This is a genomic window from Roseateles albus (genome assembly GCF_028595345.1).
GTDB lineage: Bacteria > Pseudomonadota > Gammaproteobacteria > Burkholderiales > Burkholderiaceae_C > Paucibacter_A > Paucibacter_A albus.
The window spans coordinates 1-17,117 of sequence record NZ_JAQQXT010000025.1; the positions used below are offsets into that span (position 1 = coordinate 1).

The 17,117-nt window shown below is 56.5% G+C and carries 6 protein-coding genes and 1 pseudogene; 3 read left to right on the forward strand and 4 right to left on the reverse strand.

Going from position 1 to position 17,117, the window contains the following annotated elements:
- Positions 1–713, forward strand: a 713-nt coding sequence (locus tag PRZ03_RS23360; RefSeq protein WP_273602510.1) for a hypothetical protein, incomplete at its 5' end; no start/stop codon positions are given.
- 292 nt (positions 714–1,005) lie between these two features.
- Here the strand turns inward: PRZ03_RS23360 and PRZ03_RS24145 are convergent.
- The 4 genes from PRZ03_RS24145 to PRZ03_RS23375 form a co-directional block, all read right to left on the reverse strand.
- Positions 1,006–1,932 (reverse strand): MOSC N-terminal beta barrel domain-containing protein, encoded by a 927-nt coding sequence (locus tag PRZ03_RS24145; RefSeq protein ID WP_409993992.1) that lies wholly within the window; start codon positions 1,930–1,932, stop codon positions 1,006–1,008.
- A 642-nt stretch (positions 1,933–2,574) separates the two neighbouring features.
- Entirely contained in the window at positions 2,575–3,957 is a 1,383-nt protein-coding gene (locus PRZ03_RS23365) for a hypothetical protein (protein ID WP_273602511.1), read from the reverse strand.
- A gap of 513 nt (positions 3,958–4,470) precedes the next feature.
- Positions 4,471–5,442, reverse strand: a complete 972-nt coding sequence (locus PRZ03_RS23370; RefSeq protein ID WP_273602512.1) for an ATP-binding protein — start codon at positions 5,440–5,442, stop codon at positions 4,471–4,473.
- Between the two features lie 5 nt (positions 5,443–5,447).
- The gene (locus PRZ03_RS23375) at positions 5,448–7,526 is read right to left on the reverse strand and encodes a hypothetical protein (RefSeq protein WP_273602513.1); all 2,079 of its coding nucleotides are present in this window, start codon (positions 7,524–7,526) and stop codon (positions 5,448–5,450) included.
- Positions 7,527–8,172: 646 nt separating this feature from the next.
- On the opposite strand from PRZ03_RS23375, the gene PRZ03_RS23380 reads away from it, so the two are divergent.
- Positions 8,173–15,423: a hypothetical protein gene (locus PRZ03_RS23380; protein WP_273602514.1), complete on the forward strand. Its 7,251-nt coding sequence runs from the start codon at positions 8,173–8,175 to the stop codon at positions 15,421–15,423.
- Positions 15,424–15,797: 374 nt separating this feature from the next.
- A pseudogene (locus PRZ03_RS23385) lies at positions 15,798–17,117 on the forward strand (hypothetical protein); the annotation flags it as partial.

A 17,117-nucleotide genomic window follows, 5' to 3' on the forward strand; every position in this document is an offset into this window, starting at 1 on the left:
TTACCCTCCAGAACTCCCAGAAATCAATAGCGATTGAATATCTTTTTGGGAGTTCTGGCCATTGGCATTCACCCCGAGATGTCAGTGGCCATGGGGGTTGGCGGGGTTTTGCAGGGCCGACTAGTTACTGTGGGGCGATTGAATTTCCTATCCGTTGGTCTGCAGAACAGTATTTCAGCAGCCTGCTAACCAATACTCTTATGTCAACTAACCTCATCTTGCTTAGCGGTTTAATATTTTCAGTCTGCCTTGCTTTCACTACGATTTGTTCACGTTCTGTAGCTGTTTGGGTAACTGGGAAACAGATTTTGCAGTTGGCGGAATATAGCAGAACATCAAAAGCTATAACTTGTGCGCTGTACGTTTTAGTCTGCGTAGTCATGATTTTGGTCGATCCTTACATGACGCAGGGTAGTCAAATATCAGATTTTATTTCTTTGTTTTTGATGCACTCTTTTTTTACTTATTCCACTTTATTTGTTCTCAATAAGAAAATTATCTGCGTAGACAATGGCGTATTAACTGTGACTCCATTTGGGCATCTAAAATATTTTAGCAACGATCAGATAATAGAAGCTAAATTCAAGCACACAAAATTCAATAGTGGATCAACAAAATTTACTTTCAAAAGCGGAGTGATAGTTGTGAATGACCAAATGTTGAATCAACTGCAAACGGTACGGTTAATAAAGACGAAATTGAGTTCGAGTTAAATGTATGCGCGGAAAAGCAGGCGTCAGGTCTTCAGAAAATTAGGGTCAGGTTCATTTAATTTGCAGAAAATTAGGGTCAGGTTCATTTAATTTGTGAAAACGCACCCAAACGGGAAGCAACGGGGTCAAGTCTTGACGCATTCTTTGCCTCAGCACGAGCGCGGCCCGGCAAATTCGGCGCACTGAGCCTGGCACGAGGCGGACCCGCAGGGCCATGCGGCAGAGTCGGCCGCATGGCCGTAGCCCGAGGCTCAGGTCTCCCATCTTGCATTTCGCCACCGGTCGTGCCCTTTCAGAAAGCGAGCGCTCCTGTCAAGACAGCGCTACGAGACAGAACTGCTGGACCTGCTGGTTGCGCGTACACCCCGAAGTAAGTCGGTTTGTTGTGATAGCGCTCCGCACTAAGCTTGCTGACGGCATCCAGGACCCTGTCATCGACCAAGCCTGTTGCGGGGTCGACGTTGGGGACTACGCATCGGATGCAGGGACTAGTCACAACAAGGGCGCTGCTGTCCCCATTCGATGACCACTCCAATCGCGTGAGGTGCTCCTCGATGAAGGGGACTAAAGCTTCCCCGAGTCCCTGGATCAGCACGTTCGGTCGAAAGCGCAGTGCATTGCCCAAGTGTCGCTGCTCTGGCGCAAGAGCAGCCAGAAACTCGTTGAAGGAGTCTTCGGCTGCTAAGTGAACTGGGTTCAGGCCAGATCTCCGAAGCGCCGTGCGTCCAAGGCGAACTAGACGTAGACCAGGTCCAGCAGTTCGCTGCAGAAAGCGTGCAGCCTCATAGCCGGCATCCGAGCCGTTGTGAATTTCGTGGCATTTAGCCATGTCATTCCATATCCGGACGTCGTCCGAGTCGGAGCCGTCCGTCGCATCAACTTCTATTTGATCACCAGCATCGTTGAGCAATGTCAGCGAGCCGTTCCGAAGCAGGGGCCGTATTAGCGCCAGTCGAGGATGCGAACCCTGCCAAACTACGCTGGAGTGCTGATCTACGACGACCCACTCTCGGTCCCCAATTAGTAGTCCATCAGTATCAAATTCCAGCGACTCGACGCACTCAGGCCCGCACGCCTTGATCGGATAGCGGTAGAGCTCGCGGGCAACCAGGCTGACTGAAGGGTTCATCGACAGGTATGAGCAAGAAATGTCTGTGACGGTAGCGCCTAGCGACGCTGTCCACTTGCCCAAAATCCACAGCGACCTCACCCACTCCATATGCGGGAGTGTTTGCGAAGTTAGTTTTTTGGGTTCATCGGTGAAGTGAGATTGTGCCGCTTGCCGGCCTGATTCTTGAACCCTGGCTTGCCCGAGGCCCGCATTTGAGAGCTATTCAAACCAGGGGCAATTCAGTCAGCTTCTTGGCCCAGCTTCGAGCTCGCAGTCACGGCCAGTTCGGTCGTTCAAGTTCGTGGAGCGGGCGGCTGCTATGGGCACAAAGTCGCCGTTTACAGGCGGTCGAATGCGGACCTTTGGTAACCGCCCTCCTGGTTGCTTAGAATCAGACTGAGTGGCCGTTTTGAATCGGATCGGTTGGCTGTACTGGACCGAAAACGGTGGCAGATTTGGCTCGGAATACGCAATTTGGCTCGGTGTCGACAGCGGCGCTGGCACGAGAGAGCTGGTGCTGGTGGCTCGCAACGGGCGTAAGTTTGTCCCATCTTTTAGTGAAATCCGCGTCTCGGACGTGGTCGACAGGGAGCTGTTAGCGCGCGTTTCACCTTGAGGAAATTCTGCAAGACCACACGAATCAACTTGCGCGCTAACCCGAGCCCAAAGCGACTAGGTGCTATTCTAGAATTCCACGCCTGTCGACAACACCTTGTATTGCAGGGCTTGCACTGATGCTTGGTTTCGCTGCTACCGATTTCGCGGACGCAAATCGACCGGATCGACACCGGTTCTGGTTGCCTTGTGCATGCCAGCGGTAATATACCGGCGGACTGCTTCCTTCAATTGATGAATACCATCTCGGATGAGCGTTGCGCTTACACAGATTGGAAACTCAACACATCGAATCATCCACTGCTTAGCTCCATGCAAGGTTGAGGAATCCAATTCGGCCACAAAGAATGTGATACGAAAACCCGGTCCGAGAAGCAGTCGATTTGGTTTTCTTGAACAATTGGACACGTCAGATCCAGGGCGGGCTTTCCAATCGCCACTGGCGTCGCGCCATAGCGCCGGGGAGCGGGCCAAGCGAACGAGACCTTCTTGCCGATTCCGAATTTTGTCGGCGTGAGCCTTGCGCCGGTCGTCCTTTGTGGAGGTCTCGCGACCTGCCGGCACCCACTCGACCTGCCGACGGTACAAGCCAATTTGGAGCCTGCGGCCTTCAGACAACCATGCCCACCACTCCACTATTGGCTTGAGTGGTCCAAATGGCAACTTGTCCAAACTGCCCCCGCCCAGGAGAACATCGTCGATTTCCTGATCGGCCGGCCAATGGTTAAGGAGAAGTGACACGTTCAACCAGTCCGATATCCATTGTTGCGCAGGGTTTTTGGCACCAAAAACTGCCACGCCTTGCATTGATTCATGCCAATGATAAGTCGGATCAGACGATATACCATAAAGCCCAGTACATTGGACGATCTGCAGGAACCAATACCGTACATAATGTCTCCAAATGGTGCACTGCATCCACACAAGCATTGCATACGCTCTCCGAGCATATGGGTTGCGTTCAAAGAAACGCCGGATTTGACTGGTGCTATGCGAATGCCCAAGCCAAATAAGTAGGTGAACACGATTGCCTAAAAAATGCTTTGTCAAATATCGGCGAAGGCATTTGAAGATAGCAAAGGCATCCTTTCTGTTTGCCGCCGAGATGTCCTCACTTAGATAAAATGATTGCCCCGCTTGAGCGGTGATCAAATCGTCGGGTGCTCGAAAAAAATGCCCTGAGCTTTCGATGCAACGAACAAGCATTGCATCTCGTAGTTTAAGAGGTCTTGTATCGTTGAGCCAAGGCGGCAACGTTGCATCCGCCTCCTCCGACCAGCGAACTGCATGTCTAACTATGTCATCCCAGGGGCGGTGCGGTAAGTGCGCTTCCACGAATGTCATCTTGTATAACGTATCTGGTAGCCGAGTCCAGAATCGCTCTGCTTGCTCGTGAATCCATCGAACTATTTCACCAAGGGCTTCATCTCTAACCGAATTCTGAATTGGCTTACGCGCCGCCTTCAAATTAAACCATTCATAGCGGCATCTGCAGCCTACAGATATCACACCGGCCATGGGCCTAATTCGATCATCCAAACTTCTACCGCAGGGCGGGCAGTCGCTGAGTAATTCATCCCCATGTATCGGACACCGGTCGAGAATCCAGATGGAGAAAATGACAGTATGAAATGCCTGCTGCATGCACGAAGGACAAACTCTATAACCCTCTGCAAACAGAGATTGAAGCCCTTTTGGAAAATCTCCCACATTTGACCATCTAAATGCGTCAAGCGGCTCCCCAAGCGCATGCGAAAGAAAATTTAGACTTATGTGATCATGACGGGGCCAAGAATTTGAGCTGTATAGCTCTAGAGGTCTCTTTCGCTTGGTGCGCTCATGACCTTGTAGATCCGGACTTAACATAGCGTAAGTAGCGCGGTTGAGCATACTGAACCGCTTGATCGTAATCCATAGAGATGCGAAGGGATGCACTGTGCCTGGACACCACGCGTAATTCAGACGTGGACGCCGAGCCGATTGCAATTCAAAATTTTGAAGAATTAATTTCAATTTCGTACAACCGGCCAATCAGCTGGCCATAGATATGGCCCGCATGTGATCAGCGAAACGGTGAGTCGTAAGCTCATGAATCCAAGACGGCTCACACGTCGCGTCATCCCATAGCTCACCTGCAGCAAGCCGAAAAAGGATAGATTCAACTGCCAACGCAATATGCTTCATTGGGAAGCTTGCCTCCCCTTTATATCCAGGAGGCAGCGATGCGTCCAGAACTCCCCACAAAACAGGAGCGCAATGTGCCAAACGCTTTCCTCTCGCATAGTCTTCGGGCGCAAAGTAAGCCAAATAGGAGACGCCGTTCTCTGCAGGCCATCTGCTTGACTCATCGTATCCATCAAGAATGAATGCAAGATCTTCTTCTGACTCCACCCCTGGAAATTTCCACTGATCAACAAGGAATCGTGCAGAAAGATGCGGATTTCCGGTTCGTGCCAATAGATCAAATTCGTAACTCATTTGGTGCGATGCGACCGAAAATACGCTCAACGCATAGCCCTGCATATCGAGTAGATTCTGCACGTTAAGGAGCCACATCCACTCAAGCGTGCTGATATTCTGGGCCTCGTCGATAACAAGAATTGCATAATTGCTATTGCACTCATTTGCCGAGGCAATAAAATACTCAACAATCATGTTTAGACGTTCGCTTGATGTTGAACGACCCTTTGCGTATGCGTGACCCAATGCGACCAAAATACTTCTGTAAAACTCCGACTGACTTCTGCGAGTATCAACTGTATGCACCAACACATGTAGCGGAACAGCCCCCCCAAAACGCTCCTCAAGTAATTGACGAAGAAACCATTTGATTGCTCGTGTCTTTCCAAAGCGCGAGGGTCCGTACACGTACGCACCAGTAACCTTGGCATCAATCCAAGAGCCAAGCTTTTCAACAAAGCTATCTATTGCGGAAGTAAATACTGCGTATCGCTGGGTCGCGATGGGGTGAGTCTGGCAAATACTGGATGGGAGGCGTCGCATTCTCGTCAGTTCGCGGCAAGTCGTTTTGCAGGAAGTGCTCTCTTAGCTGACAATCCCGAACGCTGGTCCACTTTGATCTTTAACGGTTTCGGTTGAGTCGGCGCCGTCTCGCCGGCCAAAGTGGGCGTTGTTTCAGAAATCGGCCCGCTCCCACGGCTCGCAGTAAGTGAGTCCGCTTTCGATTTCTCGGCCAACGTGCACAGGGCTCGCTCGCTTGCCCTGTCCCCTTCATAATTCTCAGCCTGCTGAGCCAATATTCGGCGAACCTCAAGATAGGCAGGATGGATGGGCAACTGCTTTTTCGGCTGACTTTCCACAAAATCCATAAAGCTCAAGATCGCGTCTAGACCTAAGGAGTTCATGCGCTTGCTTCTGACTAGGGATGAAATACTACGCCGCACCACCAAGCTGTGAGGCGTTTTGTGCCAAGGTGGTGCTGCACGAAGAACTCCAACGGACTGCCCTTTTTGAGTGCTGCAGGTCGCAACCCTCGCATCGTCCTCCAGATGATTTATTACCCAAACATGCTCACCAACCAAGTCATGCCGATTAGATAGATTTGGACCACCATAACGCGCACCAGAAAAATTAACAAATGGCTGCCGACCCGTCTGAAAGCCGCCATGCACCACGCACAATTGGCGAGTGGTGAGAAGTCCCTGCGCTAAATCCTGATTAATTTGGCGGGTCGGCAGGGCGTTGCGATCCCCATAATACTTGAGCATCTCCAGAGGCGATCGGTAGCCAAGAGCTTCGTGTTGTGTAGCGTTGTAATTGCAGATCAGACACTGGAGCAACTCGCCAAGGTATTCGTACTGGAATCGACTTGCCACTGCAACGTCATCTGGATCCCGACCGCGCCGTTGCTTGGTATTGGCACCCGTGGAATTGGTCATCCGCTGAAGTCCTCCAGCTGCAAGTGTGCTGAAGAATCTTTCAATAAATGGTCGATCATCCTTTGAGCGGCGAGATGAATATCCGGAGCTTGGGTCTATAAGCTGCGATCCAACAACCTCTTTGAGCCGCTCCTTAACTGTTCTGCATGTCTCTGCCAATGCACCGTCTACGCTTGTTTCTTCCCATGGGATCCCCACATATCGCTCTCCGAGCACCGGTGGTAGTCCTGCTCCAGCGGCAAGGGCGGTATCTGAAAAACTGATTGGCTTAGCTGTCCAGCGAGTCACAGCGCTTTTTATTGCTCGAAGAATGTCGTCTTTATTAACTTCGCGCCCCATACTCAAGTAATAACCGAGTACCACGCGAGTGAGAACTTCAATGATTACGATGACCCAAAGACGGTGAATTATTTTTGGCGACCATCCACCATCGGCTTGAGGCATAAGCACACAAAAACGCCCATCGGTTTTATGTGCATCCATCTCAACGCGTTGGAAGGGTTTCATCACAGGGCGGTCTACACCGTCGCCTGCTACGAGCTTCCTCGCCAAATCAGGTCCACCCAGCTGTTTTGCACCAACAATCGGATGAGCACTGAGAAGCCGATCCGTGTATCGACGCAACGCCAAATATCCGAGGCTTTCCGAATTAAAGGGCCAGTCGTTACGGATCTCGTAGCCGCGCTGTCGGAGCTCGGTGAGAAACCAACTCCAAAGGGCTGACCTTGGCCGTTTGAGTTCACCCAGCTGATTTGGCTTGTAAACCTTCAGGATTTTCGAATCGAGTGAACGGCGGAACTCGGGATCGAGTTCCAGCAGCGAGTTCATGGCTCCTACACCGCCGCGTCCAAAAGAATCTAGCCGTACCGGCTTGTGGCGCGAGACGGGCACAACCCGTAAACGATTGACAAGAATACGAAAGCCCCAAATACGGCCGTCGGCATGGACTAGGACACATCTTTCACGAATGAGCCGGACCGTATGTTTCAGCCCGATCCCGCACTGTGTTTTTATTTGCTTGTCCGAGTGGCCAGCGACGCAGAGCTCCACCGCCAATTTTCTGGCAAGGTAAATCTTGCGATCCTTGTCTGAGAGCGCTCCAGGGTCAGCTGTCGGCCAACTTGCTAGGTCGAAATCCGGCTTGTCGGTCACGCCGACAATCTGCCTTCCGCTTCGCGCTTTCGACATGCACACTCCGTAGGAGCCGTCTTCGGCGAAACATTAGTGAGAAAATGGAGATCGCGGGAACAATAATTAGAAAATGCAGCTTCTAAGCAACAGATCCCTGTTTGTAGTCCAGCTGGGGAGAAGGTCGCGAGGACTGGAACATTGATTAGAAAATGGACGTCGGTTCTGCACCATGGACTTTGACCAAATGCAGTTCTGACCCCAACGCAGGCCTTTCCGCCCTTGCGACCCTACGCAACGGGGCTGAAACGCAGCCTGACGTTCCGCGCCGTGGCGCGCAACCATACCTTGGCATCCCGCCCAGCAAATCCCGCAAATCCCGAACAGCCAAGAAATGCTCCCGCTTATGCGCCCTATGCCGTGGGCGCAACTTTCTAACATCGGCAGTTCCAAGAAAAACTTTAGAACTATTTTTGTTTTCGACCGGGCAAGGATGGACGAAGCCGAGCGAGCCCCCAAGCTCCACCCCATGAAACGGCCCATTTCTAAGCGAATCAGCGATGAACAGGCAGACCCGCAAATCACCCATAAGGCCGACAAACTTGCGTCTTAAAGTCGCCTGCGCGTTTGATTTGCTTACCGAAGCCTGTATCAACACGATGACCTTGCGCGGTCGCGTTCTTGCTGTGCGTTTGCTGGGCCAGCTATGAGCACCTTGATTACAAGTCTGTCGACCACCCAGATTTCAGGACTGAATACCCGCACACTCACGCGGTTTACTTCCGAGGACTGGGCCGCTTTCAGCAGCGACCAGATCATCGCGCTGACCACCAAGCAATTCGCGTCCTTGAGCACCTTCGCGATTGCTTCGCTCAGCAGCCAGCAGGTCAGCTATTTCCAAGCCGACGACTTGCGTGCATTGAATAGCAGCGCCTTGCGTGCGCTGGCAAACGAACAGTTGGCTGCGCTCGGCTCGGATCAGTTTGCTGCATTCAGCAGCTCGCAAGTCGGCGCATTGAGCGGCGCCCAGCTGCTGAGCTTGGCGAGCGAAGACCTCAATGCATTGACCTCGGCTCAATTCAGGGCTTTCGGTTCCACCCAACTCGCGCTGCTGTCGAGTGACCAACTGAAAACCTTGACGACCGAGGACTTTGCCGCGATCAGCACCGCCGGTCTTCGCGGCTTTAGCTCAGCTCAGCTGGCAGTCTTGAGCAGCGAACAACTGATCGCGCTGACCACGGCCCAGGCTGCCGCATTGAGCAGCGTGCAAGTTGCCGGCCTGAGCAGTGAACAAGTGAGCAAGCTGGCCACCGATGATTTAGGGGCCTTGACGACCGGCACCTTGCGGGCCTTCAACACCGAGCAATTGGCCGCGCTGGGCTCAGGCCAGTTCGCCGCGCTGACGACGGCACAGGTCAACAACCTGAGCGCCAGCCAGATTCAGTCGCTGGGCAGCGAGGATCTGAATGCGCTGACCTCGACCCAGCTTCGCGCCATTGCCTCGGTCCAAGTTGCCGCGCTGACGACGGACCAGTTGAAGACCCTCGGCACCGAAGACTTGGCCGCTATTGGCACGACCGGGCTGCGTGGCCTGGTTTCGGCCCAAATGGGCGCTTTGTCCAGCGAGCAGATCGTCGCGCTGACCACCGCGCAATCAGCCTCGCTGACCAGCGGCCAGGTGCTGGGCCTGAGTACGGACCAGGTCGCCGCACTGGCCACCGATGACTTGCGGGCCATCAACTCGGCTGCCTTGCGCGCGCTGAGTTCGGATCAGCTTGGCGCCCTCACCTCCGATCAGATCGGCATGCTGACCACGACGCAGGTCAATACCTTGACCAGCACCCAGATTCAGAGCTTGAGCACCGACGACCTCAATGCGCTGACGACTGCGCAGTTCAAGACCATCAGTTCGGGGCAATTCGCTACGCTGACGACCGGCCAGGTCAAGGCGCTGACGAGCGATGATTTCGCCTCCGTCGGCACCGCCGGGCTGAAGGGGCTGAGTTCCGCGCAAATCTCGGCTCTCACGACCGAGCAGATCGTGGCCTTGACGACCGCTCAGGCGGCGTCGCTGGGCAGCGCCCAAGTGGCCGGCTTGCGCACCGATCAGCTTGCCGCCATGGCCAGCGACGATCTGCGCGCGCTCAACTCTGCGGCCTTGCGGGCGCTGGGTTCCGATCAACTCGGCGCCCTGACGACCGAGCAGATTGGCGCCTTGACCACCGCGCAAGTCAATGCATTGACCAGCACGCAGATCCAGAGTTGGAGCAGCGCTGATCTCAATGCCTTGACGTCGGCACAGTTTCGCGCGCTCGGCTCGGCCCAGGCGGCCGCCTTCTCATCCGATCAAATCAAGACGCTGAGCAGCGAAGATTTCGCCGCCATGGGCACCACCGCCTTGCGCGCTTGGAGCTCCGCCCAAGTTGCCGCGCTGAGCAGCGAAAACATCATTGCGTTGACCAGCGCGCAGGCGGCGTCCTTGACCAGCAGCCAGGCGCTCGGCCTGAGCACCGAGCAAATCACCCAGTTGCAAACCGATGACTTGCGGGCGCTTGGCACGGCGGTGATCCGCTCATTGAGCAGCGAGCAGTTTCAGACGCTGGACTCGAACCAGATCGCCGCGTTGACGACGAGCCAGATCGCCGCGCTGACGAGCTCGCCGGTCAACCAGCTGGGCTTGCTCAGCAGCGATGAGATTCGCGCCCTGAGCACAGCGCAAGCCGCCGCCTTGAGCAGCGCACAGGTGAAGGGTCTGAGCACCGAGCAGATGGCCACTTTCGCGGCCGAAGACCTGGCGGCGCTCAATACCGGCGCCCTGCGCGCCTTGGGCACCGAGCAATTGGCCGCCTGGGGCTCGGCCCAATTTGCTGCCCTCAGCACCGCGCAAGTCAATGCCTTGACCAGCCTGCAGATGCAGAGCCTGAGCAGCGAAGATCTGAACGCCCTCACCTCCCTCCAGCTCAAGGCCATCAGCTCGGCGCAAATCGCCGCTCTGCTGACGGATCAGCTGAAGGCGATGATGACCGAAGACCTTGCTGCCATTGGCACGTCTGGCTTGCGCGGCCTGGGCTCAAGCCAATTGGCTGCCTTGTCGAGCGAACAAATCGTGGCTTTGAGCACTTTGCAGGCGGCCTCGTTGACGAGCAGCCAAGTCCTGGGTTTGCGCACCGATCAGATCGCGGCGCTGGCGACCGATGATTTGCGCAGTTTGGGGACAAGCGCTCTGCGTGCCTTCAACTCTGAGCAACTGGCTGCTTTGGTCTCAGACCAAATCGCCGCGTTGAGCACCAGCCAGGTCACTGCTTTGAGCAGCGCTCAAATTCAAAGCTGGAGCAGCGAAGACCTCAATGCCTTGACTACGGCGCAGTTCCGCGCCCTCACCTCGGCGCAAGCAGCGGCCCTCTCGACCGATCAAATCAAAGCACTGAGCAGCGAGGATTTCGCCGCTATCGGGACCGCCGGATTGAAAGGCTTCAGCTCGGCCCAGGTCGCGGGGCTGAGCAGCGAGCAAATCATCGCGCTTACAACGGCACAAAGCGCAGCATTGACCAGTGCACAAGCACTCGGCTTGAGCACCGAACAACTCGGCCATTTGCAGACCGACGACTTGCGGGCGATTGGCAGCGCGGTGATTCGGTCCTTGAGCAGCGATCAGGTTCAGGCGCTTGACTCGAACCAAATTGCCGCCTTGACAACGAGCCAGATCGCCGCGCTGACGAGTGCGCCCGTCAATCAGTTGGCGGTGCTCAGCACCGATGAAATCCGCGCCCTGACCACGGCGCAGGTCGCGGCTCTGGGCAGCGGCCAAGTCAGGGCTTTCAGCACCGAGCAAATCGCCGCCTTCGCCACGGATGATCTGAAGGCGCTCAATACGGCTGCCTTGCGGGCCTTGGGCACCGATCAATTGGCCGCACTGGGCTCCGATCAGTTGGCCGCCTTGAGCACGGGCCAGGTCAATGCGCTGACCAGCACACAAGTTCAGGGCCTCGTCAGCGAGGACTTGAATGCCCTGACTTCGGCGCAGTTCCGCGCCATCGCGTCTACGCAGATTGCCGCATTGACAACTGATCAGTTGAAGACGCTCAGCACCGAGGACTTTTCTGCCATCGGCACGGCGGGCTTGCGGGGCCTCAGCTCGGGCCAAATGGCAGCGCTGACCACCGAACAAATCATTGCCTTGAGCTCCGCTCAAGCCGCTTCGCTGACCAGTTTGCAGGTGACGGGTCTCGGCACCGAGCAGATGAGCAAGTTGGAAAGCGATGACTTGCGGGCCTTGAACAGCGGCGCCTTGCGCGCGCTCGGCACCGATCAACTGGCTGCTTTGAGCGCCACCCAAATCGCACAACTCACCAGCACTCAAATCAACGCCTTGACCTCCGCTCAAATACAAGGCTTGGGCAGTGATGACTTGAACGCCCTCACCTCTTTGCAATTTGGCGCGATCAGTTCGACGCAGGTGGCCGCGCTGCGCACCGATCAACTGACAACGCTAGGCACGGAGGACTTTGCCGCCATCGGCACCTTGGGGCTGCGCGGCATGAGCTCGGGCCAGCTTGCGGCGCTGAGCTCCGATCAGATCATGGCCTTGAGCAGCGCTCAAGCAGCCTCCTTGACGAGTGTTCAAGTCGCGGGCCTGAGTACAGATCAGATGCTCAAGCTTCAGACCGACGATCTGCGCGCGCTCAACCCAGCGACGCTCAGAGCCCTGACGACAGAGCAGTTCCAGGCACTGAACAGTGACCAGATCAGCGTTCTGACCACCGCGCAGGTGGCGGCGTTGGTGACTCCGCCGCAAAACCTGCTCGGCACACTCAGCACGGATGAAATTCGCGCCCTGACCACCGCGCAGGTCGCCGCCCTGACCAGCGCGCAGATGAAGGGCTTCAGCACGGAGCAGATCGCGGCCTTTGCGACCGACGATGTGCGCGCTCTGAGCAGTGCAGCGCTGCGCAATATGGGCAGCGATCAGTTGGCGGCTCTGGGCACCGAACAATGGGCAGCGCTGAGCACGGCGCAAGTCAACTTCTTGACCAGCGCACAGATCCGGGCTTTGAGCAGTGAAGACTTGAATGCGCTGAGCACCGCGCAGTTCGCCGCCATTGGCACGACCCAAGTCGCCGCCTTGGGCACCGATCAGCTCAGAGCCTTGAGCAGCGAGGACCTCGCGGCCATAGGCACCACCGGTCTGCGTGGCCTGAGTTCGACCCAGTTGGGCGCGTTGAGCAGCGAACAAATCGTGGCCATGAGCAGTGCACAGTTCGCCTCATTCAGCAGCGCTCAAGTGCTTGGTTTAAGTACAGAGCAAGTCAGCATCATCGCGACCGAAGACTTGCGCGCCTTGGCCAGTCTGGCCCTGCGCGCGCTCAGTACCGCGCAGATAGCGGCCTTGGACTCGGCACAGATCGCCGCGCTGAGCACGGCCCAAGTGAATGCATTGACCAGTACGCAGATGCTCGGCTTGACTTCTGAGGACTTGCGCGCTTTGACGACGGAGCAGTACCAAGCCATCGCCAGCAGCCAGCTTGCCGCCTTGAGCAGTGAGCAGTTGAATCTACTTGCCACCGACGACTTTGCGGCCATCGGCACCGGCGGTCTGCGCGGGTTGGGTTCGCAGCAGATGGGACAGTTGGGCAGCGATCAAATCAAGGCCTTGTCCACCACCCAGGCCGCAGCGCTGAGCAGCAGCCAGGTTCTGGGTCTGCAAACCGAGCAGCTACAGCAGTTGGAAACCGACGACTTGCGGGCCTTGAACAGCAGCGCCTTGCGCGCCCTGAGCACCTCGCAGTTGGCGGCTCTCAGCTCCGATCAATTTCAGGCGCTTGGCAGCAACCAAGTCGGCGCGCTGACCAGCGGACAAGTACAAGGGCTGGGAAGTGAAGACCTGAATGCGCTCACGCCGCTGCAGTTCGGTTTCTTGAGTTCCAGCCAAATTCAAGCTTTGAGCAGCGGCCAGTTCCAGACCATGACGACGGAGGACTTCGCGGCCATCAGTACCGCCGGTTGGCGAGGCATTGGCTCGGCGCAGATTGCGGCGCTCAGCAGTGATCAGATCATTGCGATGAGCACCGCCCAGTCTGCGGCCATGACATCCGCGCAAGTCAGCGGTATCAGCACCGAACAGTTGGCGCTATTGCAAAGTGAGGACCTGCGCGCCTTGTCAACCGCCGCTATTCAAGGGCTGACGACACAGCAGTTCACGGCCCTGACTTCCGATCAGCTCAAGGTCTTGACCAATACCCAGTTCGGGGCCATGACTTCGAGCCAAGTGGCCACCATCGGGACCGACGAGCTGAATGCCTTCAACACCGAACAGATCCGCGGGTTTACGTCGGCGCAGTTGCAAGGCTTCTCGACCGAAATGGTGGCCGGTCTGAGCACCGACAACGTCGCCGCGCTGAGCATATTTGCCTTAAAGGGCTTCAGCAGTACTCAGCTCAATGCTTTGCAAAGCGAGCAAGTAGCGGCCTTGACGCGAACTCAGGTCGGCTCGCTGACCACCTCGCAGGTCCAGAACTGGGAGACCGATGACGTGCAAGCTTTGGGCACAGCTCAGGTCGCAGGTCTTAGCGCGAACCAAGTCGGCGTCATGAGCTCGGCGCAGTTTGCGGTCTTCGCCACCGAAGACATGGCTGCCTTGACGACCGGCGCGCTGCGCGGTTTGGGCTCCGAGGACCTGGCGGCCTTCAGCTCCGAGCAAATTTCGGCGATGTCCAGCAATCAATTCGCCGTGCTGAACTCGGCACAGATGCGCGGCATAGAGGTGGCCGACATCCCCGCGATTCAGACGGACGACATTCATGCCATGGGCAGCCAAGCATTGATGGGTCTTTCTACCGAGCAGTTCGCGGCCTTCGGTACAGAGCAGATCAGCGCCCTCACCTCCGGCCATATCCGCTCCATGACGACCGATCAATTGGCCACGCTGGACAGCGCCGATATTCTGGCCTTGGAAACTCAACATATCGCCGCCTTGACCTCAACTCAGCTTGGCAGCTTGAGTACGGATCAGATCACTCATTTCCAGACCGAGGATATTGAGGCCCTTCAAATCTCGCAGATAGCCGGTTTAACCACCGAGCAGATCCACAGCTTCACGACCGAGCAAATCCCGGGTTTTGAGTCGAGCGACCTTGCGGCCATGTCGATGGCTCAGGTCTTGGCCTTCTCCGACGCCGCCATCGCCGTCTTCAGCAGCGAGCAATTGGATGGACTGCAAGCGGCCTCCCCGATTATCTTGGATCTGGACGGCAATGGCGTCAGCACCAAAGCCGCCGCAGACGGCGTTCATTTTGACCTCTTCGGCACCGGGCACAGTCAAAAGTGGGGCTGGGCCGGGCCACAAGACGGTCTGTTGGTCATGGACCGCAATGGCGATGGTCAGATCAACAGCGGCCGGGAGCTCTTCGGCTCGGGAACCCTGCTGGCCGATGGACGCCGGGCCGCTCACGGCTACTTGGCCATGCAGGAGCTGGATCTCAATTTGGACGGGCGCCTGTCCATTGAGGATCAAGCTTTCAAGGACTTGCGGGTTTGGGTCGACGCCAACAGCGACGGCAAGACCGACGCGGGTGAACTAAAGACTTTGCAGGATTTCGGCATTACCGAGTTGAATCTGCGAGCGCATTCAGGGCAGTCCGTCGACCACGGCAATTTGCTGGGTTTGGTGTCTGACTACAAAACCAATGACGGCCAGACCCATGCCATGGCCGATGTTTGGTTCGCAAAAGACAGTTTTATCGACCCTTCGCGGCAGCCACAAATCCCTAAGCTAGGCGAAGTGCTGAATAGTCCTGGCGAACAACTTGCCGAAGTGAGTGAGTCAAGCTTTGAAGCCAATGCCCAAAAGCTGATGGTCTCACCCGAAACACAAGTGATCGCTAGTTCTATGTCAATGTTTTTGCCTCATTTGAAACGTCTCCCGGACGAAGGCGAAACACCCCCACTCCCCTTGATTTGAGGTGGCGAAATGCCCGAAACGTCAATCTGCCCACCGCAAAGACCAAGGCCCGGCCCGGGAGTTTCGTGCGGGTGCCCGCTCTCTAGGAATCTGCCCGCAAGAGGTGTCTCCATGCCTGGCCGACGTGTGACTGCCTCAAGTTTGCGCAGATGTCGTCGAAATCAGAGTGACGAGGAAAAAGGTATGAGTTGGATTTGGCATCGCCAAAGCCACGATGACCTTGAAGCAAGTTTTTTCAACGCCGAGCCCTTTTCGCAAAAGATGCGAGATCGGTATCACGCCAGTTAGAACGCAGCGCGTTCTAACAGCACGAATTCTGAAGGCATGGCCTCCCTGGGGCCGATGCAACACTAGACAAACCAAGTGAGCTCACCATGACCACTCTGATCGCAAGCTACTCGACAGATCAAATTGCTGGCCTGTCGACCAAGACACTGAGCAAGTTCACGACCGAGGACTGGGCCGCATTCAGCAGCGACCAGATCATCGCGCTGACGAGCAAGCAGTTTGTTTCGCTGGGGTCATTTGCGCTCAACTCATTGAGTACAGAGAATTTGAGGTACATACAGACGGAAGACCTCAGGGCCATCAACACGGCCGCCCTGCGAGGCCTTAGCTCTGCACAGTTCGACGCACTGGACTCGACCCAGTTCGCCGTGCTCACCACCAACCAGGTCAACGCTCTGACCAACGCGCAGATCCAGCAACTCAGCAGCGAGGATCTCAACGCCCTGACCTCGGATCAATTGAAGGTCATCAGTTCGGCACAGGTGGCCGCCATCACCACCGCGCAGATCGTGACCATGACCAGTGAGGACCTGGCCGCCATCGGCACAGCCGGTCTGAGAGGCTTGAGTGCCGCACAGATCACGGCCATGGATACCGCGCAGTTGACCGGCCTGGGCACCGCCCAGATCGCCTCACTCTCCAGCGCACAAGTCGCCGGCCTCAGCTCCGAGCACATGGCCAGCTTTGCGACCGATGACCTGCGGGCCCTCAACACGGGCGCCTTGCGTTCGCTCAGCTCTGCCCAGCTCGACGCCCTGGATTCGGCTCAGTTCGCTACGCTCACCAGTGGCCAAGTCAACGCCTTGAGCAGCACGCAGATTCAAGCCCTCAGCAGCGAGGATCTCAACGCCCTGACCTCGGATCAGTTCAGGGTCATCAGCTCTGCACAGGTGGCCGCCATCACCACCGCGCAGATCGTGACCATGACCAGTGAGGACCTGGCCGCCATCGGCACTGCCGGTCTGAGAGGCTTGAGCGCCGCACAGATCACGGCCATGGATACCGCGCAGTTGACCGGCCTGGGCACCGCCCAGATCGCCTCACTCTCCAGCGCACAAGTCGCCGGCCTCAGCTCCGCGCACATGGCCAGCTTTGCGACCGATGACCTGCGGGCCATCAACACGGGCGCCTTGCGTTCGCTCAGCTCTGCACAGCTCGACGCCCTGGATTCGGCTCAGTTCGCTGCGCTCACCAGTGGCCAAGTCAACGCCTTGACCAGCACGCAGATTCAAGCCCTCAGCAGCGAGGATCTCAACGCCCTGACCTCGGATCAGTTCAGGGTCATCAGCTCTGCACAGGTGGCCGCCATCACCACCGCGCAGATCGTGACCATGACCAGTGAGGACCTGGCCGCCATCGGCACAGCCGGTCTGAGAGGCTTGAGCGCCGCACAGATCACGGCCATG

Coding starts and splice junctions, on each gene's coding strand:
- PRZ03_RS24145 (WP_409993992.1), bottom strand. CDS start 1,932: ATGGAGTGGGTGAGGTCGCTGTGGATTTTGGGCAAGTGGACAGCGTCG.
- PRZ03_RS23365 (WP_273602511.1), bottom strand. CDS start 3,957: ATGGCCGGTGTGATATCTGTAGGCTGCAGATGCCGCTATGAATGGTTT.
- PRZ03_RS23370 (WP_273602512.1), bottom strand. CDS start 5,442: ATGCGACGCCTCCCATCCAGTATTTGCCAGACTCACCCCATCGCGACC.
- PRZ03_RS23375 (WP_273602513.1), bottom strand. CDS start 7,526: ATGTCGAAAGCGCGAAGCGGAAGGCAGATTGTCGGCGTGACCGACAAG.
- PRZ03_RS23380 (WP_273602514.1), top strand. CDS start 8,173: ATGAGCACCTTGATTACAAGTCTGTCGACCACCCAGATTTCAGGACTG.